The organism is Kitasatospora sp. NPDC053057 (assembly GCF_044546945.1).
In the GTDB taxonomy this organism is placed as follows: Bacteria; Actinomycetota; Actinomycetes; order Streptomycetales; family Streptomycetaceae; genus Kitasatospora.
In genome coordinates this window covers 69,845-93,941 of sequence record NZ_JBITZP010000025.1, presented here as the reverse complement: position 1 = coordinate 93,941, position 24,097 = coordinate 69,845, and the positions used below count along the sequence as shown (strand labels likewise).

Below are 24,097 nucleotides of genomic sequence, written 5' to 3'. Positions count from 1 at the left end.
CACAGTCTCAGCGGGCGGACGACCCGTACCCCGCAAGGCTCCCGGCCGGTAGGCTGCGCGCGTGGCTCAGATCCAGATCCCCGCTGACATCAAGCCCGCAGACGGCCGTTTCGGCTGCGGACCGTCCAAGGTGCGCCCCGAGGCCCTGAGTGCCCTCGCCGCCACCCAGACCTCGCTGCTCGGCACCTCGCACCGCCAGGCCCCGGTGAAGAACCTGGTCAAGCGCGTACGCGAGGGCGTGAGCAGCCTCTTCTCGCTGCCGGACGGCTACGAGGTCGTCCTCGGCAATGGCGGCTCCACCGCCTTCTGGGACATCGCCGCCTTCGGCCTGGTGCGGGAGAAGTCCCAGCACCTGGACTTCGGCGAGTTCTCCTCGAAGTTCGCCTCCTCGGTCAAGGCCGCCCCGTGGCTGGCCGAGCCGACCGTGATCAAGACCGCCCCTGGCACCCACCCGCTGCCGGTCGCCGAGGCGGGCGTGGACGTCTACGGCCTCACCCACAACGAGACCTCGACCGGCGTCGCGATGCCGATCGGGCGCCCGGCCGGCGCCGACGAGGGCTCGCTGGTGCTGGTGGACGCCACCTCGGGCGCCGGCGGCCTGCCGGTCGACATCACCGAGACCGACGTCTACTACTTCGCCCCGCAGAAGTCCTTCGCCTCCGAGGGCGGCCTGTGGCTGGCCACCTTCTCCCCGGCCGCCCTGGAGCGCGCCGCCGAGATCGCCGGCTCCGGACGGTACATCCCGCCGTTCTTCTCGCTGCCGACGGCCATCGACAACTCGTCGAAGGACCAGACGTACAACACCCCGTCGATCGCCACCCTGTTCCTGCTGGCCGACCAGCTGGAGTGGCTGAACGGCAACGGCGGGCTGGACTGGGCCGTCGCCCGTACGGCTGATTCCTCGTCCCGGCTGTACGCCTGGGCCGAGAAGTCCTCCTTCGCCACCCCGTTCGTGGCGAACCCGGCCGAGCGCTCCCAGGTGGTCGGCACCATCGACTTCGACGAGTCGGTGGACGCCGCCGCGGTCGCCAAGGCACTGCGTGCCAACGGCATCGTGGACACCGAGCCCTACCGCAAGCTGGGCCGCAACCAGCTGCGCATCGCGATGTTCCCGGCGATCGACCCGGCGGACGTCGAGGCGCTCACCCACTGCATCGACTACGTGGTCGAGCAGCTCTGACGGCTGCCTCCGAGCACGGCTGAGGGCCACCGCCTGCGGGCGGTGGCCCTCTCGCCGTTCCCGGGCCGCCTGCGGACCGGTGCGGGCCCGGTCTACTTGCCGACCAGTGAGCTGATCAGCACGACGACCAGCAGCAGCAGCAGGGTGCCGGAGACGATGCGCATACGAGTCTTGGGATCCACGGTCAACGAGCGTACCTCCGGCTCACACCCGCGCGAATCGGAGCCCCTAGCTCCAGTCGGCCAGCGCCCAGGAGCGCAGCGACTCGTAGTGGGCGAAGCCGCCGTCCAGGTCGCTCTTCATCAGGTGCAGCTCGGCGGCCTCCCACTCCGGCCCCCGGTAGTCCGCCAGCGCCGCCGCCAGCGCCTCCAGCTCGGCCGCCGCGACCCGCTGGACGGCCCGCCGGTGGCCGCGCGAGGAACCGGCCCGGGCCAGCGTGAGGTGCGGGTGGAAGCCGAAGGCGTCGGCCTCCCCGGTCATGTCGGCGGTGGCCTCGGTGACGGCCTCGGCGAGCCGTCGCAGCGCCCAGGTCTGGCCCTCGATCCCGGCCCAGAGCACCCGGTCGCCGAACCGGCCGGCGCCCGCGATCCGCAGCCGGTGCACCGGGTGCACCTCGGCGACGGCCGCCAGGCCGGTCTCCAGCTCCGGCAGCCGCTCGGCCTGCACCTGGCCTAGGAAGGCCAGGGTGAGGTGCCAGCCCTCGACGGTGGTCCAGCGCAGCCGGTCCGCCCCGGGCAGCCCGCGCACCGGCGCGACCGCGTCCGAGAGCCCCTGCAACGCCACGACCGGTGGGAGTACCGCCACGAACAGCCTCATGGGCCAATCTTCTCGCGATCGGCCGTTTGAGGTAGAACGTTGATCCATGAAGATCCGCAACGGGGGGCCCGCGGACGTCCCCAACATCCTGTCCCTGCTCGACGGCGCCGTCTCCTGGCTGGCCGCCCAGGACCGTACCGGGCAGTGGGGCGACCAGCCGTTCTCCACCAATCCGGCCCGGGTGGAGCACATCGAGCAGTACGCCGCCGAGCCGTTCCTGATCCGCCTCGCGGTCGACGACGAGGGCCGTACGGTCGGCTGCTGCGTGCTGTCCGAGGAGCGCGGCAGGTACGTCCCCGCCGTGGACGAGCGCGAGCTCTTCGTCCGCAACCTGGTCACCGACCGCGGCCGCAAGGGCTCCGGCATCGGCGCCGCGCTGATCGCCGACGCGGTCGAGGAGGCCCGCCGGCGCGGCATCGGCCTGCTGAGGGTGGACTGCTACGCCGGCGCCGACCGCAAGCTGGTCGGCCAGTACCGGGCGCTCGGCTTCACCGAGACCGTGGGCTTCGAGGTCGAGCAGCCCGCCGGCATCTGGCCCGGCCAGGTGCTCGAAATCCGCGTCTGACGCATTGACTGACGCTTCGTCAGAAAACCCCGGAAGTCACTTCCGGGGTTTTCTGACCGCCCATCAGCAGGCGGGCACCAGCTCGCCCTTGCCCGCCGCGGCGGCGCGCGGCACGAAGGCCACCACCCGCCCGCCGCGACCGGGGTGCAGGTCGAACCGCACCCGCAGGTCAGCGCTGCGGGCCAGCACCAGGCCGACCGCGCCGGCCGCCAGCGCGGACACCACGCCGCAGGCCAGCAGGCCGAGCCGGGGCCCGTACGAGGCGGTGACCCAGCCGACTATCGGGGCGCCGATCGGCGTGCCGCCGGTGAAGACCAGCACCAGCAGGCCCATCACCCGACCGCGCATCTCGGGGTCGGTGGCCAGCTGCAGGGTGGAGTTGACCGAGGTGTTGAAGCTCAGCCCGAACACCCCGATCAGCGTCAGCAGCAGCGCGAAGGTCCAGTAGTCGGGCGCGAAGGCCGCGACCACCTCCAGCGTGCCGAAGGCCAGCGCCGCACCGACCAGCCGGCGCAGCCGGGGCGCACCCCGGCGGGCGGCGAGCAGCGCACCGGCCAGCGAGCCGACCGCCATCGCGGTGTTCAGCAGACCGTACTGGCCGGCGCCCACCTTGAAGGTGTCGTACGCGAACCCGGACAGCAGCGTCGGGAAGTTGAACCCGAAGGTGCCGATGAACCCGGCCAGCACCATCGGAAAGAGCAGCTCGGGCCGCTCCTTCACGTACCGCAGGCCCTCGCGCAGCTGGCCCTTCTCGCGGGCGATCGGCTCGGTTGGGCGCAGTTCGCTCTCCCGCATGGCGAGCAGCCCGCCGATCACGGCGGCGAAGGACAGCGCGTTGACGGCGAACGCCCAGCCGCTGCCGACCGCGGCGATCAGCAGGCCCGCGACGGCGGGGCCGACCAGGCGGGCGGTCTGGAAGTTGGCGGCGTTCAGGCTGACGGCGTTGGCGAGGTCCTTGGGACCGACCATCTCGGAGACGAAGGCCTGCCGGGTCGGGTTGTCGACCACGGTGACCAGGCCGAGCAGCAGCGCGAAGGCGTAGACGTAGTACGGCGTCACCACGTCACCGATGGTGAGCACGGCCAGGCCGGCGGCGAGCAGGCCCATGGCGCCCTGGGTGTAGATCAGCAGCCGGCGCTTGGGCATCCGGTCGGCGAGCACGCCGCCGAACAGGCCGAGCAGCAGCATCGGCAGGAACTGCATGGCGGTGGTGATCCCGACCGCGAGCGGGCTGCCGGTGAGGCTCAGCACCAGCCAGTCCTGGGCGATCCGCTGCATCCAGGTGCCGGTGTTGGACACCACCTGGCCGGCGAAGTAGTAGCGGTAGTTGCGAACGCGCAGGGAGGAGAACATCCCCCGCGGCCGGGTGAACTCGGCTCCCGTGGGAGATGCGGCCGAATGGGTTCGGCGCTGAGCGGCGGAGTCCGCCGCGGTGCGTTCGTCGGGGTCGTCGTCGCCGCTGCCGGGCAGCCCGCCGGGGTCGGAGGCCTGGGCGTCGGCGGCCGCGGTGCTGTCCGCGGCGGGGTCGGTGGTCGGGTCGTCGGTACGGATGGCGGCGGCGCTGGCTGCGGCCGGCGGTGTCACGGTGGTCTCCCCTCGCGGCGCGACGGCCCTGGCGGGGGCCGTCGCGCTCCTGGTTACGGTGGTCGGTCCTGCGGTGATGCGGGCTCCTTCGTCTCCCGGCGGCTGGGCCGGGCTCGGTGTGCCTAGAGGTGTGCGAGCTTGTAGAGCACCGGAGCGGCTTCCCGAAGGACGGCCCACTCCTCATCGTCGAGCCCCTGGGCGAGCTCGGCGAGCCAGACGTTCCTGCGCCGACGACTCTCCGTGAGGATCGTCTCGGCCTGCTCGGTGCTGCTGACGACCACCTGGCGGCGGTCCTCGGGGTGCGGCTCGCGCCGCACCAGCCCCTTCTCCTCCAGCATCGCGACGATCCTGGTCATCGAAGGAGGCTGCACGTGCTCCTTCCGGGCGAGCTCACCCGGCGTCGCCTTCCCGCACCGGGCGAGGGTGCCCAGTACCCCCATCTCGGTGGGACTGAGCGACTCCTCCACCCGCTGGTGTTTGAGTCGTCGGGAGAGGCGCATCGTGGACGACCGCAGCTGAGAGATCGCTGCGAGGTCCTGCTCGGACATCTCGGGCATCTCTTTAGCTTACGTCATTACTCTCGCTAAGGAAAAACGGGTTCCCACCGCGCCGGAAGATCGGCCCGGTGCCATATTGGTGATGGGTGATCGTTCCCGACTCCCGGAAGGGCCGACCAGACATGTCCGATCTCGCCGCCGAGCAGCCCGGGCCGTACGTGCCGTACCCGCCGCCCCCGCCGTACGAGCAGTCCGCAACGTCCGGGCCGGACCGGCAGGACGACACCGGCTTCGCCCGGCTCGCCATGGTCACCATCGACTGCGCCGACCCGGTCGCGCTGGCCTCGTTCTACGGCGAGCTGCTGGGCTGGGAGACCCGGCACGTGGACGAGCACTTCGCGATCCTGGACAACCCGGAGGGCGGCAGCCCGCTGGGCTTCGGCCGAGTGACCGGCTACCGGCCGGAGCCGTGGACCGAACCGGACGGCAGCAAGCACTTCCACCTCGACTTCTACGTGGACGACCTGGAGGAGTCCACCGCGAAGGCCCTCGCGCTCGGCGCGACCGAGCCCAGCTACCAGCACGGCCGCACCCTCAAGGTGCTGATCGACCCGGCCGGCCACCCGTTCGGGCTCGCCCCGCTGGAGTAACCGACAAGAGGGCCCGGGGGCGATGCGCAGGCGGTGTCAGGGCTTGGTGCCAAGATCATGCAGACTACGTAAAGGTCCATCCTGACCTGGGACTTCACGAAAAACGCGAACCTTGTGCGACTGGACGGTAGTGGCTACTGTCCCCGCTGTCAGGTGCACCACACGCCAGGCCCCTCCTCGGCGGAACCCGTCTCGTGCCCGTTTCCCGCACGCCCGCCCCGGCCGTCCGGCCTGCCGCTTCCGTCCGAACCCTGGCGTCCGCAACCCCCATGTCCAGGGAGCTCAATTGGGTGAGATCCATCATGCCGACCACGGCTGGGTGACACCGGCGGTCTCGTACTTCGTCGCCTGTCTCGGTGCCTTCGTCGCCCTGCGCAGCGCCCGCTGGGCACTCGTCTCCCAGGGCCGCAGCCGGGTCGCCTGGCTGCTCTTCGCCTCGACCTCGCTCGGGGCCGGGATCTGGTCCATGCACTTCATCGCGATGCTCGGCTTCTCGGTCAGCGGCGTCGAGATCAGCTACCAGCCGGGGCTGACCGTGTTCAGCCTGCTGGTCGCCGTCGCCATGGTCGGCGTCGGCCTGTTCACCGTCGGGTACTGGCGCAGCCACCCCCTGCTGGCCCTGCTGATCGGCGGGCTGACCACCGGGCTCGGCGTCGCGGCGATGCACTACCTGGGCATGGCCGCGATGGTCCTGCCCGGCCGACTCGGGTACGACCACACCACGGTCGGGCTGTCGATCGGCATCGCGGTGTTCGCGGCGACGGCCGCGCTCTGGGCCGCACTGAACATCCGGGGCACGCTCGCCGTGCTGGCGGCGGCGCCGGTGATGGGTGTGGCCGTCTGCGCGATGCACTACACCGGGATGGCGGCGCTGTCCGTCCAGCTGGACTCCTCGCGCTCCACCCAGGGCGGCGTGATGGCCCTGCAGTTCATCTTCCCGCTCGGGGTCGGGCTCGGCTGCTACGTCTTCTTCGGCTCGCTGGCCTTCGCCGTCTCGCCGAGCAAGGGCTCCACGCAGCCGCTGCTGGCCGGCCCGGCGGCCCCGCTGCCCCCGCGGACGCCCCGGGTCCCCCCGCAGCGGCGGCGGCCGATGAGCGAGGCGCGCGCCCGGCGCTGAACCCCGAGCAGCAGAACACCGGGCAACAGAGCACCGGGCAACAGAGCACCGAGCAACAGGACGTCCGGCCGGGTCCCCCACCCCGGCCGGACGTCGTCGCGTTCGGACCTACTCCGGCTTCCCGAGCAGCCCGGTCAGGTGCTCCGGCGTGGCCACCGGGCAGACCTTGCGCACGAAGTCCCGCCGCAGCGCGTGGTACGGCTCGCCCGCCCGGTAGAAGTTGGCGTGCATCCGGCGCAGTTCCTCCGCCCGGTACTCGGCCAGCGGCTTCGCCTCCTCGTCCTCGGCGCGGCGGCGCTTCTTGTCCACCAGCCGCCCGGTGAGCTCCGGCGAGTCGGCCAGCCGGGCGGCCTCCCGGGCCACCCAGCGGCGGAAGCCGGCCGCGTCCCCGCCGGCCGTACGGTCCACCAGGCCGATCCGGCGGGCGTGTTCGGCCCCGACCGGCAGCGCCTCGGTGGTCAGCCGCTCCGCCTGCTCGGCGCCGACCCGGGCCGGCAGGGTGTACGTCCAGTACTCGGAGCCGTACAGGCCCATCAGCCGGTAGTGCGGGTTGAGCACCGCCGAGTCCCGGCACCACACCTCGTCGGCGGCGAGCGCCAGCATCAGCCCGCCGGCCGCCGCGTTCCCGGCCAGCGCGGCGACGGTCAGCTTGTCGCCGGTGGTCAGGATCGCCTCGACCAGGTCGTCCATCGCGTTGATGTTCTCCCAGGACTCCAGCGCCGGGAAGGTCGCGCCCTCGATGACGTTGAGGTGGATCCCGTTGGAGTAGAAGTCCCGGGGCGCGCCCAGCACCAGCACCGAGGTGGGCCGGTCGGCGGCCTCGCGGTAGGCGGCCAGCAGCCGGCGGCACTGCTCGGTGCTCATCGCCCCGCCGGCGTAGGCGAACTCCAGGAAGCCGACCTCGCCCTCCTCCCGGTAGCGCAGCTCCGACCAGGTGTTGCGGCGGGCGGCCTGCGCCGGGGTCACCGGCACCTCGCGGACCCGGTGCAGCTCGTCGGCCAGCACCGTGGCGGCCGGCAGCTTGAAGGTGACCGGCCCGCCGGGGGTGCGGCGCGGGCGCAGCTGCGGGATCCAGACCGCGCCGTCCACGGTGGCCCGGCAGATCGCGCCGTCCCGGGTGGCCAGGACGGCGCCGGGCTCCGGGCCGCGCAGCTCGTCCTCGGGGTGGCCGCCGTGCAGGAAGAACTCGCGCCCGTACAGCTCGTCCAGCACGCCGGGCTGGGAGTCGGCGGCGCGCAGTTTGCGCAGCACGGTCTCGGTGTCGTCCCGCTGCCAGTCGATCCGGCGCGCCTCCTGCCGGAGGAACGGCCGCAGCTCGCCGCGCACGTCCGGGCGGGTGTAGTCGAGCGGCTCGGGGGTGAACAGCCCGCCCTCGTACCGCTGGACGGCCAGCAGGACGGCCTCGACGGCGGCGTCCGCGACCTCGCCGCGGTACAGCTCGCTCTTGCCGCAGTCCGGGACGGCGAACTCGACGGACGCCCAGATGTCACCGGCGTCCATCTCGTCGACGGCCTGCAGCACGGTGACGCCCCAGCGCCGGGCGTCCTCGGTGATCGCCCAGTCGAGCGAGGAGGGGCCGCGGTCGCCCTTGGGGCCCGGGTGCACGATCAGGACCGTCCGGGTGGACCAGATGTCCGCCGGGACGGCCCTGGTGAGCATCGGGCAGAGGATCAGCTCCGGGTCGACGCGGGCCACCGCGTCCCGCATCTGCTCGTCGCCGAGCGCGAGTTGGACGGCGACCTGGTGGCCGCGCTCGCGCAGCTCGGTGTGGACGCGCTGGGTCAGGCTGTTGAACGCGGTGGCGATCAGGAGAATGCGCAAGGGGGGCCTCCGGGCAGGGACTGCGGGTCGCGCGGAGGCGATGAAACCAGGGCATGGACACGTAATGGTCACGTTCGGTGCCTCGGCGCTCTACTCTCACGCACCCCGCACACCTGTGGCGTCGGCGTGGCCCCGCTTCGCCGGATCTCCCCAGCCCCTCCCCGGAGTTGCCCCAGGGAGCGTCTTGCGGATCCCTGCCCCGTCCTACCGCGGGAACGCCCGGCGGGCCCGCCAGGTGGTGTGCTCCCGGGAGACCGCGTCCTCCGCCTCGGCGGCCAGCCGGGCCCAGCGCGCCTCGGCGTCCGGCGCCTTGAGGTCGAGGTCGGAGAGCTGGTTGCCGACGTTCTCCAGCTCGCGCGCGGCCAGCTGGTAGGCGGCGGCCAGCGGGCGCAGCTGCTTGAGCTGGGTCCAGGCGATGATCGCGGCGGCCGCGGCCGAGCTGGCGCCGAAGATGTGCACCTCCAGGGCGCCGGTGGCCTGGGCGATCGCCGCCGCCGCGCCGATGATGATCAGCGTCGCGATGCCGAGCCCCCAGGAGACCGCCTGGGACTCGCAGGACTCGGCCCGGGAGCGGTACCAGGTGCGCTGGCCCTCGACCCGGGTGCGCAGGTAGAGGGTGCGCCGGGCGGTCAGGCTGTCGGCCCGGGCGCGCCGCATCTCCTCGGTGATCTCCGGGACGCTGCCGGGCGGCACGATCTCCGGGTCCTCGAAGGCCCGCAGCACGTCCTCGACCTGGAGCAGGTAGCCGCGGTCGGCGTCCGCCGACTCGGCCTCGCCGTCGAAGGGCCGGGCCCGGACGCTGTACTTCCAGGCCAGCGTCTTGACCGACTCGGCCGCCGCCCGGGCCTCGTACCACCGGCCCTGCGGGTCGCTGCGGCGCAGCCGGGACCAGAAGTAGCCGGCGACCAGGAAGGCCGCCACCGAGAACAGTGGCTTGATATCGCTGTCGCCCTTGTGGTCCGGGCCCGGGAGCGAGCCGATCAGCGCGGCCACCACCAGCATGGCGATCAGCCCGCGGTGCCAGCGGAGCGTCTCGCGCTGCCCGTCCAGCGAGGCCTTGTCCGCCCGCCAGAACAACTCCGGCAGCAGCCGCGCCTCGACTCCCCCGGGCGGATCCTGTTGCACCATCGGTCGCGTCCCCTCCCCGTCTCCGTCCAGGCAGTATGCCCTCCGCCAACTGCCCTACACAGTCGCCTTTTTGACACCTTTCGCCGGCACTGATTGCCCCGCCCCGACGTAACCGATATAAACGGTTACATGCCGCTGCATTGGAAGCTCGTCATCGACTGCGCCGACCCGCACCGCCAGGCCGCCTTCTGGGGCGCCGCCCTCGATTACACCGTCGAGGACCACAGCGCCCTGATCACCCGCCTCCTGGCCGCCGGCGCGATCACCCCGGACGCCCTCACCGAGGTCGACGGCCACCCCGCCTGGCGCACCCTCGCCGCCGTCCGCCACCCCGAGGACGAGTACGACCCGGCCTCGGACACCGGCCTCGGCCGCCGCATCCTCTTCCAGGCCGTCCCCGAGGCCAAGCAGCAGCCCAAGAACCGCCTCCACCTGGACGTCCACCCCGGCCCCGGAGAACGCGCGGCCACCGTCACCCGGCTTGAATCCCTCGGCGCCACCGTCCTGCACGACGTCAGGGAGCCCGGCGGCGAGTGGACCGTCATGCGGGACCCGGAGGGCAACGAGTTCTGCGTCCACTGACGCGGCCCACCGGAAAACGCCGAAGGGTCCTCCCCGCACGACGCGGGGAGGACCCTTCCGGGCTGTCCGGCTCAGAGCAGGCCGAGGGCCGGCATCAGGTAGTAGAAGGCGAACACCGCCGCCACCACGTAGAGCGGGGCCGGTACGCCGCGGCCGCGGCCGGTGGCCAGGCGCAGCAGGCAGAAGGCGATGAAGCCGAAGCCGATGCCGTTGGTGATCGAGTAGGTGAACGGCATCATCACGATGGTCAGGAAGGCCGGGATCGCGATGGTGTAGTCCGCCCAGTCGATCTCCTTGATCGAGTTGGCCAGGATCAGGAAGCCGACCGTGACCAGGGCCGGGGTGGCGGCCTGGGCGGGGACCATGGTGGCGAGCGGGGTGAGGAAGAGCGCCACCACGAAGAGCAGGCCGGTGACGATCGAGGCGAAGCCGGTGCGGGCGCCCTCGCCGACGCCGGCGGTGGACTCGACGAAGCAGGTGTTGGCGGAGGCGGAGGTGGCGCCGCCGGCCGCGGTGGCGATGCCGTCGACCATCAGGATCCGGTTGATGCCGGGCAGGTCGCCCTTCTCGTCGAGCAGGTGGGCCTCGTCGGCGACGCCGAGGATGGTGCCCATCGCGTCGAAGAAGCAGGACATCAGCACGGTGAAGACGAACAGCACGCCGGTCAGCACGCCGACCTTCCCGAAGCCGCCGAACAGGCTGACCTTGCCGACCAGCCCGAAGTCCGGGGCGGCCACCGGGTTGCCGGGCCAGGTGGGGACGGTGAGGCCCCACTTGAGCGCCGGGATGTCGGCGACCTTGTCGATCACCACGGCGAGCACGGTGGAGGCCGCGATGCTGATCAGGATCGCGCCGGGCACCTTGCGGATCACCAGGACCAGGGTCAGCACCAGGCCGAACACGAAGACCAGCACCGGGAAGCCGAGCAGGTGCCCGTTGCCGCCGAGCTGCAGCGGGACGGTGGTGTGGGCGACGTCCGGGATGCGGCTGACGAAGCCGGAGTCGACCAGGCCGACCAGGCTGATGAACAGGCCGATGCCGATCGCGATGGCCTTGCGCAGCCCGAGCGGCACGGCGTTCATGACCCGTTCGCGCAGACCGGTGGCGACCAGCAGCATGATCGCGAAGCCGGCCAGCACCACCATGCCCATGGCGTCCGGCCAGGTCATCTTGGGCGCGAGCTGGAGCGCCACGATGGTGTTGACGCCGAGGCCGGCCGCCAGGCCGATCGGCACGTTGCCGATCACACCCATCAGCAGGGTGGTGAGACCCGCGGTGAGGGCGGTGGCGGTGACCAGCTGGGCGCTGTTCAGGTGGGCCCCGGTGATGTCCGTGGCGCTGGCCAGGATGATCGGGTTCAGCACCAGGATGTACGCCATGGTGAAGAAGGTGGCGACACCGCCGCGGATCTCGCGCGGCAGGGTGGAGCCGCGCTCACTGATCCTGAAGTAGCGGTCCAGGGCGCCGTTGGGGGGCATCGGCGCGGGGGCCGCGGGTTCGGGCGACTCGGTGGTCGGCTGGACCACAGGCATGCGTGCGTCCTCTGTGGGGGAGCTGAGGAGGGGGAGAACGCCCGTGGCGACGGTGGCCGGGCGCGGACCTTCAAGTATGGTTTCCCGCTCGCACACGCGCTATCTTCGCGCGTAGAGCGCCGCTGACGCCGACCGGGCTCCCGCCGCGCCCCCGGAGCCTGCGGCGCACCGTACGCTAGGCCCCATGCCCAAGACGCCGCCGCACCCCTCGCCCCCTCCGCTGGAGGCCAATGACGTCGCCATCGTCGGCGGCGGCACGGTGCTGTGGTTCGTCGCCTTCCTCGCCCTGCTCCCCTTCCAGGGCACCCTCTCCGATCACGGCCACGGCACCTGGCCCTGGATCTGCCTCTCCGGCTGCCTGCTCGGCCTGATCGGCCTCTGGTACTGCCGCGCCCGGCGGGACGCGATCGCCCGCAGCCGCGCCGCCGAGGCGGCCGCACGTGAAGCGGAGAACGACGGCACGGGCCCGGCCACCCAGTCGGACTGAATAGTCCTTTAGTAGCACGCATCGGACATAAGGCACCCGTAGAGTCGGTGCCATGACGCAGCCTGCCCAGCCGGCGGAAGAGCAGCCGAGCGACGGGAACCGCCCCGACGGAGCGCACCCGCTCGGGCTGCTGCCCGGCCGGCGAGGCGGCCTCACCGCAGCGGAGGTGGCCGAACGCATCGCGAACGGGCAGGTCAACGACGTCCCGGTGCGGTCCAGCCGGTCCGCCGGGGAGATCGTCCGGGCCAACGTCTTCACCCGGTTCAACGCCATCATCGGCATCATGTTCGGGATCATCCTGATCGTCGGACCCCTCCAGGACGGCCTGTTCGGCCTGGTCATCGTGGCCAACACGGCGATCGGCATCTTCCAGGAACTGCGCGCCAAGAAGACGCTGGACAGCCTGGCGCTGATCGGCGAGGCCCGCCCGCAGGTCAGACGGGACGGCAGCGTCCAGCAGATCGCCGTCTCCGGGATCGTCCTCGACGACACCGTGCTGCTGGGCATCGGCGACAAGGTCGTCGTGGACGGCGAGGTCACCGCGGCCGACGGCCTGGAGATCGACGAGTCGCTGCTCACCGGCGAGCCCGACCCCGTCCTCAAACAGCCCGGCGACCAGGTGATGTCCGGCAGCTTCGTGGTGGCCGGCGCGGGCGCCTTCACCGCCACCAGGGTCGGCCGCGAGGCCTACGCGGCCCAGCTGGCCGAGGAGGCCAGCAAGTTCACCCTGGTGAAGTCGGAGCTGCGCAGCGGCATCAACAGCATCCTGCGGTTCATCACCTACCTGCTGATCCCCACCGCCCTCGGTCTGATCATCAGCCAGCTGGCCGTCGAGGGCCGCGACTGGCGCGAGGCCGTGCGCCGGATGGTGGCCGGCATCGTGCCGATGGTCCCCGAGGGCCTGGTGCTGCTGACCTCGGTCGCCTTCGCGATCGGCGTGATCCGGCTGGGCCGCAAGCAGTGCCTGGTCCAGGAACTCCCGGCGATCGAGGGCCTGGCCCGCGTCGACACCGTCTGCCTGGACAAGACCGGCACCCTCACCGAGGGCGGCATGGACGTGATCGACCTGCGGGTGATCTCCGACGGCGAGCCCGCCCCCGTCGACCGGGAGACCGTCCAGCACGCGCTCGCCGTGATGGCCGGCGCCGACGCCCGCCCCAACCCCTCCATGCAGGCCGTGATCGACGCGTACGGGCGCGGCGACGGCCCGGGCCCGGGCGGCAACGGCTGGCGGGTGATCGAGGCGATGCCCTTCTCCTCCGCCCGCAAGTGGAGCGGCGTACAGCTGCTGGAGCCCCAGGGCGGCGAGGCCAGCTGGCTGCTCGGCGCCCCCGACGTCCTGCTGCCCGCCGGGCACCCGGCGCTCACCGAGGTGGACGAGCTGGGCGCCCAGGGCCTGCGGGTGCTGCTGCTCGGCCGCACGCCCGTCCCACTGGACTCCCCCGACCCGGCCTCCGGACTCACCCCGCTCGCCCTGGTGGTGCTCCAGCAGCGGCTGCGCTCGGACGCCGCCGAGACCCTGCGCTACTTCGAGGGGCAGAACGTCCGGGCCAAGGTGATCTCCGGCGACGCGGCCGTCTCGGTCGGTGCCGTCGCCGGGCACCTCGGACTGCCCGGCGCGGAGCACCCGCTGGACGCCCGCACCCTGCCCGAGGACTCGGAGCGGCTCGCCGAGACCGCCGACCGGACCAGTGTCTTCGGCCGGGTCACCCCCCAGCAGAAGCGCCTGCTGGTGGGGGCGCTGCAGTCGCGCGGCCACACCGTGGCGATGACCGGCGACGGCGTCAACGACGTGCTCGCGCTCAAGGACGCCGACATCGGCGTGGCGATGGGCACCGGCTCGGACGCCACCAAGGCCGTCGCCCAGATCGTGCTGCTGAACGACTCCTTCGCGACCCTGCCCTCGGTGGTCGCCGAGGGCCGCCGGGTGATCGGCAACATCGAACGGGTGGCCGGGTTGTTCCTGGTCAAGACGGTCTACTCCGTTTTGCTGGCCCTGTTGGTGATCTTCACCCACTCGCCGTACCCGTTCCTGCCCCGGCACTCCACCGTGCTGTCCACCCTCACCATCGGCGTGCCGGCCTTCTTCCTCGCCCTCGCCCCCAACAACGAGCGGGCCCGCACCGGCTTCGTGAAACGCGTGCTGCGCCTGGCGGTCCCCGGCGGCGCCATCGCCGGCACCGGCACCTTCGTCGCCTACGCGCTGGCCCGGGCCAACCACACCACCGACCTCAAGGCCGACACCAGCGTGGCCACCCTGACGCTCTTCCTGATCGCCATCTGGGTCCTCGCCATCGTCGCCCGCCCGTACAACTGGTGGCGCCTGCTGCTGATCGGCACCATGGGCTTCGCCTTCGCGCTGGTGCTGGTGGTGCCGTGGCTGTCGAACTTCTTCCAGCTCTCCCTGGTCGGCGACCGCGACCCGTGGACGGGCGTCGCCATCGCGCTGGTCTGCGGCGCGGCCCTGGAGACCGCCTGGGCCTGGATGAAGCGCCGCGGGATGGAATGACGACGCCTTAGCATCTTCACGAGAGGGGGTGCCGAATGGCGCGCAGGGGTGGGGAGCTGGAGGCGTTCATCGCCTTCCTGGGCGGACTGCTGGCCGCCGGGCTGGCGGCGCTGACGATGGCGGGAGTCGGCCTGGCGGCCAGGCCGACTCCCGCGCTGAGGACGGCGGCGATGGTGACGCTCGGCGCGATCTGGCTGACCGTCACCACCACCGTCTACCTGCGGCTCAAGCCGCGCATCCGCCCCTAGCCCTCGAAGTCCCGGGCCGCGGAGAGCTCGTACGCCCGGTCCGGCTCGCTGAGCGCTGCCAGCACCTCGAAGCGCCGGTGCCACTGGCCGACCGACCAGGCGAGCCCGGCCGCCAGGCCCTCCGGGGTGGCGGCGTGCAGCAGGCCCGGCACCGGCGGGACCTCGAACTCGTCGTCCTCGTCGCCGGCTTCGGCCAGCTCCGGGTCGTACGGCGGCTCCGGGGCGTCCGCCTCGTGGTCCCACCGCCAGTCGACCGCGGCCTCGCCGCCGTCCGGGCCGACCACCAGCAGCTCCTCGTGCTCCTCGTAGACGACCGGGCAGCCGGGCAGCAACTCCCTCACCACGGCCGGGACTCGGTGCAGCACGCCCTCGGAGAGCACCCGCCCGCCGGCCACCTCGCTGGCCAGCGACACGTGCAGCCGCTCGGCGAGGTCCGCGGCGAGCGCCGGGGCGACCGGCAACAGCGGGTACGGGTGCAGGAGTTGGACCAGGTCGGGGGCGTCGGCGACGACCGCCTCGGTGGCGTCCACGACCACGGTGTGGTCCGGGCGGCGCCCGGTGGCCGGGTCCAGCGGCGGCAACGCCCGTACCACGTCCAGCGGTTCGATCCGCTCGCGGTCGACCCTGGCCAACGCGCTGTGGATGCCGTGCAGTTGGCGGTGCCCGACCTCGGCGGCCGGGTCGGTGAGGCGGTCCAGCACCTCGTCCGGGCCGTGCACCTCGGCGAGCAGCGCGGCCAGCGTGGTGCGCACCCCGAGGGCGTGCAGGAACTGCTCGTCCAGGGTGGTGCGGGCCTCGTCGTACAGGCCGCGCAGCAGCGGGTCGGCCCCGGCGGCGCGCAGCCCGGCGGGCTCGCGGCCGGCCAGCACCGGGTGGTCGCGCAGCCACCAGGCGGTGTACGGCGGCAGGTCGGCGTAGGTGCCGTCCGGCAGCAGGGTGCGCACCGGGTTGACCACGGCGTCCCGGTACGGCGGGCGGGCGAGCGCGGCGAGCGCCTCCGGCCAGGCGTCGTCGTCCACCAGGTCGAGGTCCCGGACGGCCAGCAGCTCGGCGGCCACCGGCGGCACGCCGACCACCTCGTCGGCGTGCAGCGCCTCCAGGGCGTCCTCGGCCCAGTCGGCGAGCCCGTCGGGCGCCTCGTCGAGCAGCCCGGTGGGGTGGCCGCCGGCCGCCCGGTCGGCGGGCACGGTCGGGTCGAGCCGCTCCAGGTCGTCCGGGTCGAGCACCACGTCCTCGGCGCGCACCAGCACGAAGTCGGCCAGCACGCCGACGGCCGTGAGCACCTCGGGGCCCCAGCGCTCCAGCAGCTCGTCGTCCACCCAGCCGGCGTCCTCCTCCCGGGCGAGCGCGGCGAACGGGCTGCCGGGCAGCACGAGTTCGCCCGCCCGGGCGGGCTCGCCCTCGTCGTCCAGCAGCGCCAGCCGGGCCAGCCAGGGGTGCTCGCCCGCGGCCGGGGCGGCGGCCTTCACCAGGGCCAGCACGGCGTCGGCCAGTTCGAGCGCGGCATCCAGGTCGTCGTCGGCCGCCAGCTCGTAGGAGCGGGCGACGGCGGCGCGCACCTCGGGGGTGTCCAGCACCCCGGCCGGGGTGGCGGTGCCGGCGCCCAGCTTGGCCAGCAGCGGGTGGGCGGCCTCGGGGTGGGCCAGCCGCAGGTCGAGCGCGGCGAGCGCGGCGGCCAGCGACTCGGGGTAGCCGGGGAAGGCCGCCCAGTCGGCGTCCTCGGAGGGCAGCAGCACCCGCCGGGGGCCGGTGACGGTCCGCCCGTCGGCGAGCGGTACGGGCAGCGCGCCGAGCGCCTCCGGGTCGGCCGCGCCGAGCGCCGCGTACAGGTTGCGCCACCAGGCGGGGTCGCGGTCCAGCCCGCCGAGCTGGTCCACCACCTCGGCCAGCGGCACCCGGCGCACGTTCAGCACTCGCAGCTCGGTGCGGCGCTCCAGGCCGGCCGGCAGCAGCCCGGGGAAGATCGGCGCGAGCGCCTCCACCACCGAGCCGTCCGCGCCCTCCAGCAGCGTCGCGTCCCGGGGCCGCAGCGCGGGCGTGCCCTCCTCGACGCCGCCCGGGTGCGGCAGGAACGGCGTGCCGGGCAGCCGGGACAGCACCGCCCCGCGCAGCGCGTTGTCCAGGGCGCCCTGCCCGAGCGGCCCGGGCACCAGCCCGAGCGAGCCGAGGTCGGCGCCGCGGGCGCGCAGCAGGTCGGCGTAGCTGTCGGCGGCGCGCTCGGTGAGGAAGTCGGCGAGCGCGCCGGGGGCGATGTGCCGGCGGGTGGAGTCCAGCGGGTAGGAGGCGATCAGCAGCGCGGGCAGGCCGATCGGCTCGTCGCTGGGTGTGGGCGCGTGCAGCACCGGCGCGATGGCGGGCCGCTGCGGGCTGCCGTCCTCCTCCACCGGGACGGCCCAGGTCACCGTCCAGTACGGGCGGGCGCGCTCCTCGGTGGGCCGGTCGGCGAGCAGTTCGGCGTCCAGCCGGCCGGAGGCGCCGGCGGTCTGCCAGACCGTCCGCCGCAGCCGCCCGCCGGCGTCGTCGGTGACGGTGACCTCGGTGACGCCGTCCGGGCGCGGCTCGGCGGCGCTGCGGGTGAGCACCCGGGTGCCCTCCGGGGTCTCCACCACGACCTCGGCCAGCCCCGGCAGGGTGAGCAGCAGGGCGTCGTCGATCCCGGCCAGCAGACGGCGGGTCAGGTCCTCGGCGGCGGCGTCCCGCAGCGGCAGCACCACCACGGTGTCGTAGCCCTCGGGCGCCGGGCCCTCGGCCGCGAACGGCAGCCGCAGCAGCGGCACGTGGCCGTCCCGGGCCCGCAGCTCGTCGGCCAGCGCGGGCTGCGCCCCGGCGAGCGCCCGGGCCTCGCCCAGCGACCAGCGCACCCCGCCCGCGGCTCCGAGCACGGCCGGCTCGTCGGTGACGGCCAGGACGGCGGCGAAGCCGACGCCGAAGCGGCCGACGGCGGGCTCCTCGCCGCGCTTGGAGGAGGCGCGCAGGGTGGACAGCGACTCGACGGCCGCCGCGTCCAGCGGGGCGCCGGTGTTGGCGGCGGCCAGCACGCCGTCGGCCAGGGTCAGCCGCAGCCGCCCGGGGCCGCGCCCGGCCCGGACCGCCGCGTCGGCCGCGTTCTGCGCCAACTCGACCACCAGGCGGTCCCGGTAGCCGCCGAGCGCCAGTTCCTCCTCGGCGTTGGCGTCCTCCCGGAACCGGGCCGGCGAGGCGGCCCAGGCGTCCAGCACCCGCCGGCGCAGCACGGCGCTCCCGAAGGGATCCGCGAGGTGCTCGTCCCCGCCGCTGCCGATGATCCGAGGTTCCACTGGACCTGCCGCCTTCCGCCGCCCTGTACGTCGTAGGGCATTCTTCCCTGCCCCACTGACTGCTCCCGACCACGGCCCGCTCGGACGGCGGCCAACGACCCGCCCGGGCCCGGGATTGCGCGGGCGACGTCCGGCGGGCGGGGCGGAGCGACAGCGGCCGTCGGCCGTCGGCCGGCACCCCACCGGCCGGGCCGACGACCCGCCCTGCCGCCGTCCGTGGGCTGGGGGTCCCCACGGACGGCGGCAGGACCGGGGGCCCCGCGGCGGGCGGGCGCCCCCACCTGGAGGAACGCCGCGGCCCGCCCCGCCGGTTCAGCGGGACGGGCCGAAAGGGCGATGCGGCCTCAGGAGTGGCCGAGCTCCTCCGCCGGGGCGTCGGGCTCGACCGAGCCGGAGGCGCGGTCCGGGTGGAGCTGCAGCGGCTCGACCACCAGCTCGTCCAGGATCAGCTCGGACGGCGCCGGCGGGGCCGGGATGACGGCCGCCTCGGAGTGCCCGCCGCAGCCGTACGCGAAGGAGACGATCTGGCCGTCGGCCGGACCGAACTCATTGCCGCACACACCGAAGGCCTGTCCGAGCGAGCCGCCGATCGGGATCAGGAAGCCGCAGCTGGCGCACGCGGCGGGCGCGGCCTGAGCCATCGGGGTCTGCGGGCCGTGCGTCTTCTCCCAGCGGTCGGCCGCCAGGTGCAGGCCGAGCCGGGACAACACCCGGCTGCGGCCCAGGCCGAGCTCGTCGGCGACCGCGTTGATCTGGGCCCGGGCCGGGGCGGGCTGGACGTGCGGGTCGGTGACGACCACGTCCTCCTCGGCCGCCAGGGCGACCACGGAGTTCGGCGCGGGCTCGTCCTCGCCGCTCCAGCCGGGCTCCAGCCGCACGTCGTCGGCACCGGTCGGCAGCAGGTCGCCGGGGCCCATGTCGCCCGGGCGCAGCCGCTCGCTCCACGGCACCCACTGCGGCGCCAGCACGGCGTCCGGGCCGGGCAGCAGCACGACCTCGTCCAGCGTGACGTTCTTGGCGCGCGGGGCGCGCGCGACGGTGACCGCCCAGTGCCAGCCGCGGTAGGCCGCGTCCAGGCACTCGAAGCTGTGGGTGACGACGCGGTCGGCGTCCGCCTGCACACCCAGGTGCGCTCCGACTGCCTCCGGCCCGACGGCCTCCTCGGCAGCCTGGCGGGCGAGTTCGACGGCCTCGGCACAGAGCCGGTCGGGGGTACGGCTTCGCATCGCAGCACTCACGGCGTCGATTCTCTCCCAGTTCTTCTGTCGCCCACGGCGTGTTGCCTTCTCCGTCGCGGCGCGGTAGTCCCTTATCCATTCTGCGCGACCCGGGGCCGCCGCGGGTACCGGCCGCGCCGCTCGTCCGGCCTGCCGGCGCCCCTGCGCCCCGGCGGGCGGACCCTGGGGCAGGCTACCCGTCGCTCGGTGCCCCGGCACAGTCCGGGGCGGAGCCGACCCTTCCGGAGGCCGCGCCGAGCGGATCCGAATCCCGCGTCACGGCGGCGAATCTGGGGCAGGATGGGCTTGTGGCGGACGACAACCCGTCGCAGCACGCACTGCGCCCCTCGCAGGCCGGCAGCCCCGACGAGGCGGACGCCGCGCCGCGACAGCAGCCTCCCGTCCCCGCTGCGGGCGAACCGCAGCCGGTGGACGGCGACGGGGCGTCCGCCCTTCGGGTCAGCCTGGAGAAATCCGATCCGCCCGCCGAGTCCTCGGGAACCGACCCGGAGGACGACGCCCACACCCGCCACCTCCACGCGCTCGACGAGGACCTGGCCGAGGAGTCCCCCGAGCCCCGCCGGCACTTCCTGGTCCGCACCGCCTCCGCCGCCGGCCTGGGCACCGGCAGGCTGGTGCACGGTACCGGCCGCCGGATCCGCCGGGCCACCTCGGCTGAGGGCGCGGGCGAGTCTGGCCTGGCGAAGCTGATCGAGCTGCACGCGCTGAACTCCTTCGGCGACATGCTGATCACCATCGCGCTGGCCTCCACCATCTTCTTCTCCGTCCCGACCGGCGAGGCCCGCGGCCGGGTCGCCCTGTACCTGCTGATCACGATGGCCCCCTTCGCCCTGCTGGCCCCGGTGATCGGCCCGCTGCTGGACCGGCTGCCGCACGGCCGCCGGGCGGCCATGGCGATGTCGATGCTGGCCCGGGCCGTCCTGGCCTGGACGATGGCCGGGGTGATCTCCGGCGGCGGCATCGCGCTCTACCCGGAGGCGCTGGGCGTGCTGGTGGCCTCCAAGGCGTACGGGGTGGTGCGCAGCGTGGTGGTGCCCCGGCTGCTGCCGAGCCGGCTGTCCCTGGTGAAGGCGAACTCCCGGGTCACCCTGGCCGGGCTGCTGGCCACCGGCGTGGCGGCCGGGGTCGGCGGGGTGCTGCACCTGATCGGGCCGGGCTGGCCGCTGCGCGGCGCCTTCCTGGTGTTCGTGATCGGCACCCTGATGGCCTTCCACCTGCCGCACACGGTCGACTCGGCCAAGGGCGAGCAGCGGGCCGTGCTGCACGCCGAGCTGCCCCGCGAGGGTGAGGGCTCCCACCTGATCCACCACAGGCCCCCGAAGGTCAAGGCCTCGCTGCGGACCGTCGGCCCGTCGGTGGTGCTGGCGCTGCGGGCGATGTCGGGGATGCGGTGGCTGGTCGGCTTCCTGGTGTTCTTCCTGGCCTTCCTGCTGCGCACCGACCCGATCGGCGGCCTGCGGCCGACCCTGGCGCTGGGCCTGGTGGCGCTGGCGGCCGGGACGGGCAACGCGCTGGGCTCGGTGCTCGGCTCCTGGCTGCGCACCCGCGGCCCGGAGGCGACGGTCACCGCGATGCTGCTGCTGGCGGCCTGCGTGACGGCGGCGGCCGCGCTCTGGTACGGCGTGGTGACGGTGGTTCTGGTCGCCGGGGTGTCCGGGATGGCGGCCTCGCTGGGCAAGCTGGCGCTGGACGCGCTGATCCAGCGGGACGTCCCGGAGGCGGTGCGGACCTCGGCGTTCGCCCGTTCGGAGACGCTGATGCAGCTGTCCTGGGTGGCGGGCGGCGGGGTCGGCATCGTGCTGCCGCTGAACGGGGTGCTGGGCCTGTCGATCGCCACCGCGGTGGTCGGCCTGGTGCTGGTGTGGACGACCCATTCGCTGCTGCGGCTGGGCCTGCGGCGGCACCCGACCGCTCCCCGGGTGGCCTGAACCCGCCTGAACCGGGTGACGGGCAACACGCGGCGGCCGACCCCCGCGTAGCGTGATCGGCCGGGCCCGGTAGATTCTGACGCATGAGCCTCAATACCCGTGTCATCGCCGCCCTCGGCGCCGTCGTCGTGGTCGGTGCCGCCACGGTTGGCACCTCCGTCGCGGTTGCCTCCGGCCAGACCGAGCACAACAGCCACCGGGCCACCCTGACGGTCGGCACCACGTCGGTCACCGCGGACCCGCTGTGCTGGAACGACGGCAGCCCGCTCACCGACGACCAGCAGGACCAGTGCAAGGCCAAGGCCACGAAGGCCCTGAAGGACGGCTCGCTGCCGTCCTCCGACGTGGTGCCGAGCGACCGGATCGGCGTCGGCGTCAGCCCGAACGTGGCCAAGACCGGCTGGTGGGCCTCCACCAACGGCGGCGCGAGCGCCCAGAGCGGGCAGACCAGCCTGTTCTCGTACGCCCAGGGCCCGACCTTCTCCGGCCTCCAGACCGCCGGCTCGGTGCTGAACGCCAGCGGCCACACCCTGGTCACGGTGGTCGAGATCGACAAGAAGGCCGAGGCCCCGGTCGCGGTCTGGTACTTCCAGCTGAACGGCAAGAACGCCACGGACGCCAGCAACGGCTGACGCTCCCGCGATGACCGCGCACGTCGACGACGCGCACCCCGGGCAGTCGGGCCCCGAACGGGCCCGGCTGCTCGTCGTCGTCGCGGTCCCGGCCGAGGCCGAGGCGGTTCTGCGCGGCCTGCCCGGCGGGGCTGACGCCGTTCCGCTGCCCGGCGGAGTGCTGCACCGCTCCACGGGCGCGCCGGTGGACGCCCTCGCCGCCGGGGTCGGACCGGCCGCCGCCGCGGCCGCCGCCTCCGCCGCCCTGGCGGCCCGCCCGTACGGCCTGGTCGCCTCGGCCGGGATCGCCGGCGGGTTCGCCCCGCACGCGCCGGTCGGCGCCACCGTGCTGGCCGACGCGATCATCGCCGCCGACCTCGGCGCCGAGACCCCCGAGGGCTTCGCCGACGTCACCGAGCTGGGCTTCGGGACCGTCCGGCACACCCCGCCCCCGGCCGCCGTCGCGCTCGCCGTGAAGGCACTGGCCGCCTGGGACGTCCGCGCGGTGACCGGCCCGGTGCTGACCGTCTCCACCGTCACCGGCAGCGCCGAGCGGGCCGCCGCGCTGGCCGCCCGTCACCCGGGCGCCGCGGCCGAGGCGATGGAGGGCTTCGGCGTGGCCGAGGCCGCCGCCCGGTACGGCGTGAAGGCCTTCGAGCTGCGCACCGTGTCCAACCCGGTGGGCCCGCGCGACCGGGCCGCCTGGCGGATCGGCGAGGCGCTGGCCGCCCTGGAGCGGGCCTTCGCGGCCCTGCCCGTCCGAGAACTGATCGAGGAGGCCGGCCGTGGCTGAACGGCTGAGCATCGCGTACTCGCCCTGCCCGAACGACACCTTCGTGTTCCACGCCTGGGCGCACGGCGAGGTCCCCGGGGCGGACGCCCCCGAGGTGACCTTCGCCGACATCGACATCACCAACGGCCTGGCCGAGCGCGGCGAGCTGGACGTGCTGAAGATCAGCTACGGTGCGCTGCCCTGGGTCCTGGAGGAGTACGCCCTGCTGCCCTGCGGCGGCGCGCTCGGGCGCGGCTGCGGCCCGCTGGTCCTCACCCTGCCGGGCGTCGGCTCGCCCGCGGACCTCGCCGGGAAGACGGTCGCGGTGCCGTCCGAGCGCTCCACCGCCTACCTGCTGTTCCGGCTCTGGGCGGCGCGGGCGGTGCCTGGCGGCTTCGGCGAGATCGTCGTCCTGCCGTTCCACGAGATCATGCCCGCCGTCCGGGACGGCCGGGTGGACGCCGGCCTGGTCATCCACGAGGCCCGCTTCACGTACCAGCAGTACGGCCTGCACAGCCTGGCCGACATGGGCGAGGCCTGGGAGCGGGAGACCGGCCTGCCGATCCCGCTGGGCGCGATCGTCGCCAGGCGCTCGCTGGGCGCCGAACGGCTGCGCGAGCTGGCCGCGACGATCCGCACCTCCGTGCGGCAGGCCTGGGCGGACCCTTCGGCCAGCCGGGAGTACGTGCTGGCGCACGCCCAGGAGATGGACCCGGCCGTCGCCGACCAGCACATCGGGCTGTACGTGAACGAGTTCACCGCCGACCTCGGCGAGGAGGGCTACGAGGCCGTCCGCGCGCTGCTCACCCGGGCCGCCGCGGAGGGGCTGGTGCCCCCGCTCGACCCGGGTGCGCTCGCGTTCCCGTCGTAGGGCTCGTCCTGGGCCCTCGGACTCAGATGTCGAACTGGTCGGCCACCGCGCGCAGCAGGCCGGCCAGCTTCTGGCCGGTCGGCTTGGCCGGGTAGCGCCCGCGCTGGAGGCCGGGCAGCACCGCGTCCAGGGTGGTGATCAGGTCCTGGACGATCGGCGCCATGTCGTCGGCGCTGCGGCGCTGGGCGGCGGCCACCGAGGGCAGTGCGTCCAGCAGCTGCACGGCCATCGCCTGATCTCCGCGGTGGCCTGCGACCACGCCGAACTCGACCCGCTGGCCCGGCTTCAGCACGGTGACACCGGCGGGCAGCGCCTTGGTGTGGACGAAGACGTCGCCACCGTCGTCGCGCGACAGGAAGCCGAAGCCCTTCGTCTCGTTGAACCACTTGACCTGGCCGGTGGGCATCTCGAACAGTCCTCGAATGGGTGTGAGGGATCCCGGCCCTGGCCGGGGATCACTGGGTGGAGTGGGGAGAAAGACGGCCGGCCTCGACTCGGCGCCCGCGGGCGCTCACGGCCGGTGCGTTGTCAGGAGCAGACTAACGGCCCGTCACTGCCTCATCCGCGTTCCGCGATGGATCCGCGTTCCGAGGCCCGCCCGGGGCGACGGGAGCGCGGGGATCTCGCGGTCACGGGCGACCCGGTACTGGCACGGCCGGGGCGCG

The 24,097-nt window shown here is 73.8% G+C and carries 21 protein-coding genes; 12 read left to right on the top strand and 9 right to left on the bottom strand.

Annotation, left to right across the window (positions count from 1 at the left end; translation table 11 throughout):
* The first annotated feature begins 61 nt into the window (after positions 1 to 61).
* Positions 62 to 1,180 carry a phosphoserine transaminase gene (serC, locus tag ACIG5E_RS25220; RefSeq protein WP_396536886.1) on the top strand — a complete coding sequence of 373 codons (1,119 nt, stop codon included), beginning with the start codon at positions 62 to 64 and terminating at the stop codon, positions 1,178 to 1,180.
* 228 nt (positions 1,181 to 1,408) lie between these two features.
* Here serC and thpR read toward each other — a convergent pair whose 3' ends face one another.
* Positions 1,409 to 1,996 (bottom strand): RNA 2',3'-cyclic phosphodiesterase, encoded by a 588-nt coding sequence (thpR, locus tag ACIG5E_RS25215; protein WP_396536884.1) that lies wholly within the window; start codon positions 1,994 to 1,996, stop codon positions 1,409 to 1,411.
* 46 nt (positions 1,997 to 2,042) lie between these two features.
* On the opposite strand from thpR, the gene ACIG5E_RS25210 reads away from it, so the two are divergent.
* Positions 2,043 to 2,561: a GNAT family N-acetyltransferase gene (locus tag ACIG5E_RS25210; RefSeq protein WP_396536882.1), complete on the top strand. Its 519-nt coding sequence runs from the start codon at positions 2,043 to 2,045 to the stop codon at positions 2,559 to 2,561.
* Positions 2,562 to 2,624: 63 nt separating this feature from the next.
* Here the strand turns inward: ACIG5E_RS25210 and ACIG5E_RS25205 are convergent, their stop codons facing one another.
* Together ACIG5E_RS25205 and ACIG5E_RS25200 are read right to left on the bottom strand one after the other, a co-directional pair.
* The gene (locus tag ACIG5E_RS25205; RefSeq protein WP_396536938.1) at positions 2,625 to 3,914 is read right to left on the bottom strand and encodes an MFS transporter; all 1,290 of its coding nucleotides are present in this window, start codon (positions 3,912 to 3,914) and stop codon (positions 2,625 to 2,627) included.
* Positions 3,915 to 4,267: 353 nt separating this feature from the next.
* Positions 4,268 to 4,702, bottom strand: a complete 435-nt coding sequence (locus ACIG5E_RS25200) for a MarR family winged helix-turn-helix transcriptional regulator (protein WP_030287092.1) — start codon at positions 4,700 to 4,702, stop codon at positions 4,268 to 4,270.
* A gap of 122 nt (positions 4,703 to 4,824) precedes the next feature.
* On the opposite strand from ACIG5E_RS25200, the gene ACIG5E_RS25195 reads away from it, so the two are divergent.
* Positions 4,825 to 5,292 (top strand): VOC family protein, encoded by a 468-nt coding sequence (locus tag ACIG5E_RS25195; protein ID WP_396536880.1) that lies wholly within the window; start codon positions 4,825 to 4,827, stop codon positions 5,290 to 5,292.
* Between the two features lie 286 nt (positions 5,293 to 5,578).
* Positions 5,579 to 6,409: an MHYT domain-containing protein gene (locus ACIG5E_RS25190; protein WP_396536878.1), complete on the top strand. Its 831-nt coding sequence runs from the start codon at positions 5,579 to 5,581 to the stop codon at positions 6,407 to 6,409.
* Between the two features lie 108 nt (positions 6,410 to 6,517).
* On the opposite strand, the gene ACIG5E_RS25185 is transcribed toward ACIG5E_RS25190, so the two are convergent.
* On the bottom strand, positions 6,518 to 8,230 hold the full coding sequence (locus tag ACIG5E_RS25185) for a hydrogenase maturation protein (RefSeq protein WP_396536876.1): 1,713 nt from the start codon (positions 8,228 to 8,230) through the stop codon (positions 6,518 to 6,520).
* 204 nt (positions 8,231 to 8,434) lie between these two features.
* Positions 8,435 to 9,358: a DUF4231 domain-containing protein gene (locus ACIG5E_RS25180; protein WP_396536874.1), complete on the bottom strand. Its 924-nt coding sequence runs from the start codon at positions 9,356 to 9,358 to the stop codon at positions 8,435 to 8,437.
* 129 nt (positions 9,359 to 9,487) lie between these two features.
* Between ACIG5E_RS25180 and ACIG5E_RS25175 the strand changes: the two genes are divergently transcribed.
* Positions 9,488 to 9,940 carry a VOC family protein gene (locus ACIG5E_RS25175; RefSeq protein ID WP_396536872.1) on the top strand — a complete coding sequence of 151 codons (453 nt, stop codon included), beginning with the start codon at positions 9,488 to 9,490 and terminating at the stop codon, positions 9,938 to 9,940.
* Between the two features lie 71 nt (positions 9,941 to 10,011).
* Here the strand turns inward: ACIG5E_RS25175 and ACIG5E_RS25170 are convergent, their stop codons facing one another.
* Complete coding sequence (locus ACIG5E_RS25170) at positions 10,012 to 11,418, bottom strand: NCS2 family permease (RefSeq protein WP_396536936.1); 1,407 nt, start codon at positions 11,416 to 11,418, stop codon at positions 10,012 to 10,014.
* A gap of 238 nt (positions 11,419 to 11,656) precedes the next feature.
* Here ACIG5E_RS25170 and ACIG5E_RS25165 point away from each other — a divergent pair, with 238 nt between their 5' ends.
* Genes ACIG5E_RS25165 through ACIG5E_RS25155 form a run of 3 tightly spaced genes read left to right on the top strand, consistent with a single transcriptional unit; the run spans position 11,657 to position 14,716 of the window.
* On the top strand, positions 11,657 to 11,959 hold the full coding sequence (locus ACIG5E_RS25165) for a DUF2530 domain-containing protein (protein ID WP_396536870.1): 303 nt from the start codon (positions 11,657 to 11,659) through the stop codon (positions 11,957 to 11,959).
* Positions 11,960 to 12,011: 52 nt separating this feature from the next.
* Positions 12,012 to 14,468 (top strand): HAD-IC family P-type ATPase, encoded by a 2,457-nt coding sequence (locus ACIG5E_RS25160; RefSeq protein WP_396536868.1) that lies wholly within the window; start codon positions 12,012 to 12,014, stop codon positions 14,466 to 14,468.
* Positions 14,469 to 14,503: 35 nt separating this feature from the next.
* Entirely contained in the window at positions 14,504 to 14,716 is a 213-nt protein-coding gene (locus ACIG5E_RS25155; RefSeq protein ID WP_396536866.1) for a hypothetical protein, read from the top strand.
* Here ACIG5E_RS25155 and ACIG5E_RS25150 read toward each other — a convergent pair.
* Positions 14,713 to 18,012: a sacsin N-terminal ATP-binding-like domain-containing protein gene (locus ACIG5E_RS25150; RefSeq protein ID WP_396536864.1), complete on the bottom strand. Its 3,300-nt coding sequence runs from the start codon at positions 18,010 to 18,012 to the stop codon at positions 14,713 to 14,715. The genes ACIG5E_RS25155 and ACIG5E_RS25150 overlap by 4 nt on opposite strands.
* 344 nt (positions 18,013 to 18,356) lie before the next feature.
* Positions 18,357 to 19,238, bottom strand: coding sequence for a DUF3027 domain-containing protein (locus tag ACIG5E_RS25145; protein ID WP_396536934.1), 882 nt, complete (start codon positions 19,236 to 19,238; stop codon positions 18,357 to 18,359).
* A 581-nt stretch (positions 19,239 to 19,819) separates the two neighbouring features.
* Here ACIG5E_RS25145 and ACIG5E_RS25140 point away from each other — a divergent pair.
* The 4 genes from ACIG5E_RS25140 to ACIG5E_RS25125 all read left to right on the top strand — a co-directional run bounded on the left by ACIG5E_RS25140 (position 19,820) and on the right by ACIG5E_RS25125 (position 23,432).
* A complete protein-coding gene (locus ACIG5E_RS25140) occupies positions 19,820 to 21,178 on the top strand; it encodes an MFS transporter (protein WP_396536932.1) in 1,359 nt (452 codons plus the stop codon).
* An 83-nt stretch (positions 21,179 to 21,261) separates the two neighbouring features.
* Positions 21,262 to 21,810 carry a hypothetical protein gene (locus ACIG5E_RS25135; protein ID WP_396536862.1) on the top strand — a complete coding sequence of 183 codons (549 nt, stop codon included), beginning with the start codon at positions 21,262 to 21,264 and terminating at the stop codon, positions 21,808 to 21,810.
* A gap of 10 nt (positions 21,811 to 21,820) precedes the next feature.
* Positions 21,821 to 22,582 carry a futalosine hydrolase gene (locus ACIG5E_RS25130; protein WP_396536860.1) on the top strand — a complete coding sequence of 254 codons (762 nt, stop codon included), beginning with the start codon at positions 21,821 to 21,823 and terminating at the stop codon, positions 22,580 to 22,582.
* Positions 22,575 to 23,432: a menaquinone biosynthesis family protein gene (locus tag ACIG5E_RS25125; protein WP_396536858.1), complete on the top strand. Its 858-nt coding sequence runs from the start codon at positions 22,575 to 22,577 to the stop codon at positions 23,430 to 23,432. The genes ACIG5E_RS25130 and ACIG5E_RS25125 overlap by 8 nt, the downstream gene beginning before the upstream one ends.
* 22 nt (positions 23,433 to 23,454) lie before the next feature.
* Here the strand turns inward: ACIG5E_RS25125 and ACIG5E_RS25120 are convergent, their stop codons facing one another.
* Positions 23,455 to 23,838, bottom strand: coding sequence for a cold-shock protein (locus ACIG5E_RS25120; RefSeq protein ID WP_396536856.1), 384 nt, complete (start codon positions 23,836 to 23,838; stop codon positions 23,455 to 23,457).
* Positions 23,839 to 24,097: the final 259 nt, after the last annotated feature.

Coding starts and splice junctions, on each gene's coding strand:
- thpR (WP_396536884.1), bottom strand. CDS start 1,996: ATGAGGCTGTTCGTGGCGGTACTCCCACCGGTCGTGGCGTTGCAGGGG.
- ACIG5E_RS25210 (WP_396536882.1), top strand. CDS start 2,043: ATGAAGATCCGCAACGGGGGGCCCGCGGACGTCCCCAACATCCTGTCC.
- ACIG5E_RS25205 (WP_396536938.1), bottom strand. CDS start 3,914: ATGTTCTCCTCCCTGCGCGTTCGCAACTACCGCTACTACTTCGCCGGC.
- ACIG5E_RS25200 (WP_030287092.1), bottom strand. CDS start 4,702: ATGCCCGAGATGTCCGAGCAGGACCTCGCAGCGATCTCTCAGCTGCGG.
- ACIG5E_RS25195 (WP_396536880.1), top strand. CDS start 4,825: ATGTCCGATCTCGCCGCCGAGCAGCCCGGGCCGTACGTGCCGTACCCG.
- ACIG5E_RS25180 (WP_396536874.1), bottom strand. CDS start 9,358: ATGGTGCAACAGGATCCGCCCGGGGGAGTCGAGGCGCGGCTGCTGCCG.
- ACIG5E_RS25175 (WP_396536872.1), top strand. CDS start 9,488: ATGCCGCTGCATTGGAAGCTCGTCATCGACTGCGCCGACCCGCACCGC.
- ACIG5E_RS25170 (WP_396536936.1), bottom strand. CDS start 11,418: ATGCCCCCCAACGGCGCCCTGGACCGCTACTTCAGGATCAGTGAGCGC.
- ACIG5E_RS25165 (WP_396536870.1), top strand. CDS start 11,657: ATGCCCAAGACGCCGCCGCACCCCTCGCCCCCTCCGCTGGAGGCCAAT.
- ACIG5E_RS25160 (WP_396536868.1), top strand. CDS start 12,012: ATGACGCAGCCTGCCCAGCCGGCGGAAGAGCAGCCGAGCGACGGGAAC.
- ACIG5E_RS25155 (WP_396536866.1), top strand. CDS start 14,504: ATGGCGCGCAGGGGTGGGGAGCTGGAGGCGTTCATCGCCTTCCTGGGC.
- ACIG5E_RS25145 (WP_396536934.1), bottom strand. CDS start 19,238: ATGCGAAGCCGTACCCCCGACCGGCTCTGTGCCGAGGCCGTCGAACTC.
- ACIG5E_RS25135 (WP_396536862.1), top strand. CDS start 21,262: ATGAGCCTCAATACCCGTGTCATCGCCGCCCTCGGCGCCGTCGTCGTG.
- ACIG5E_RS25130 (WP_396536860.1), top strand. CDS start 21,821: ATGACCGCGCACGTCGACGACGCGCACCCCGGGCAGTCGGGCCCCGAA.
- ACIG5E_RS25120 (WP_396536856.1), bottom strand. CDS start 23,838: ATGCCCACCGGCCAGGTCAAGTGGTTCAACGAGACGAAGGGCTTCGGC.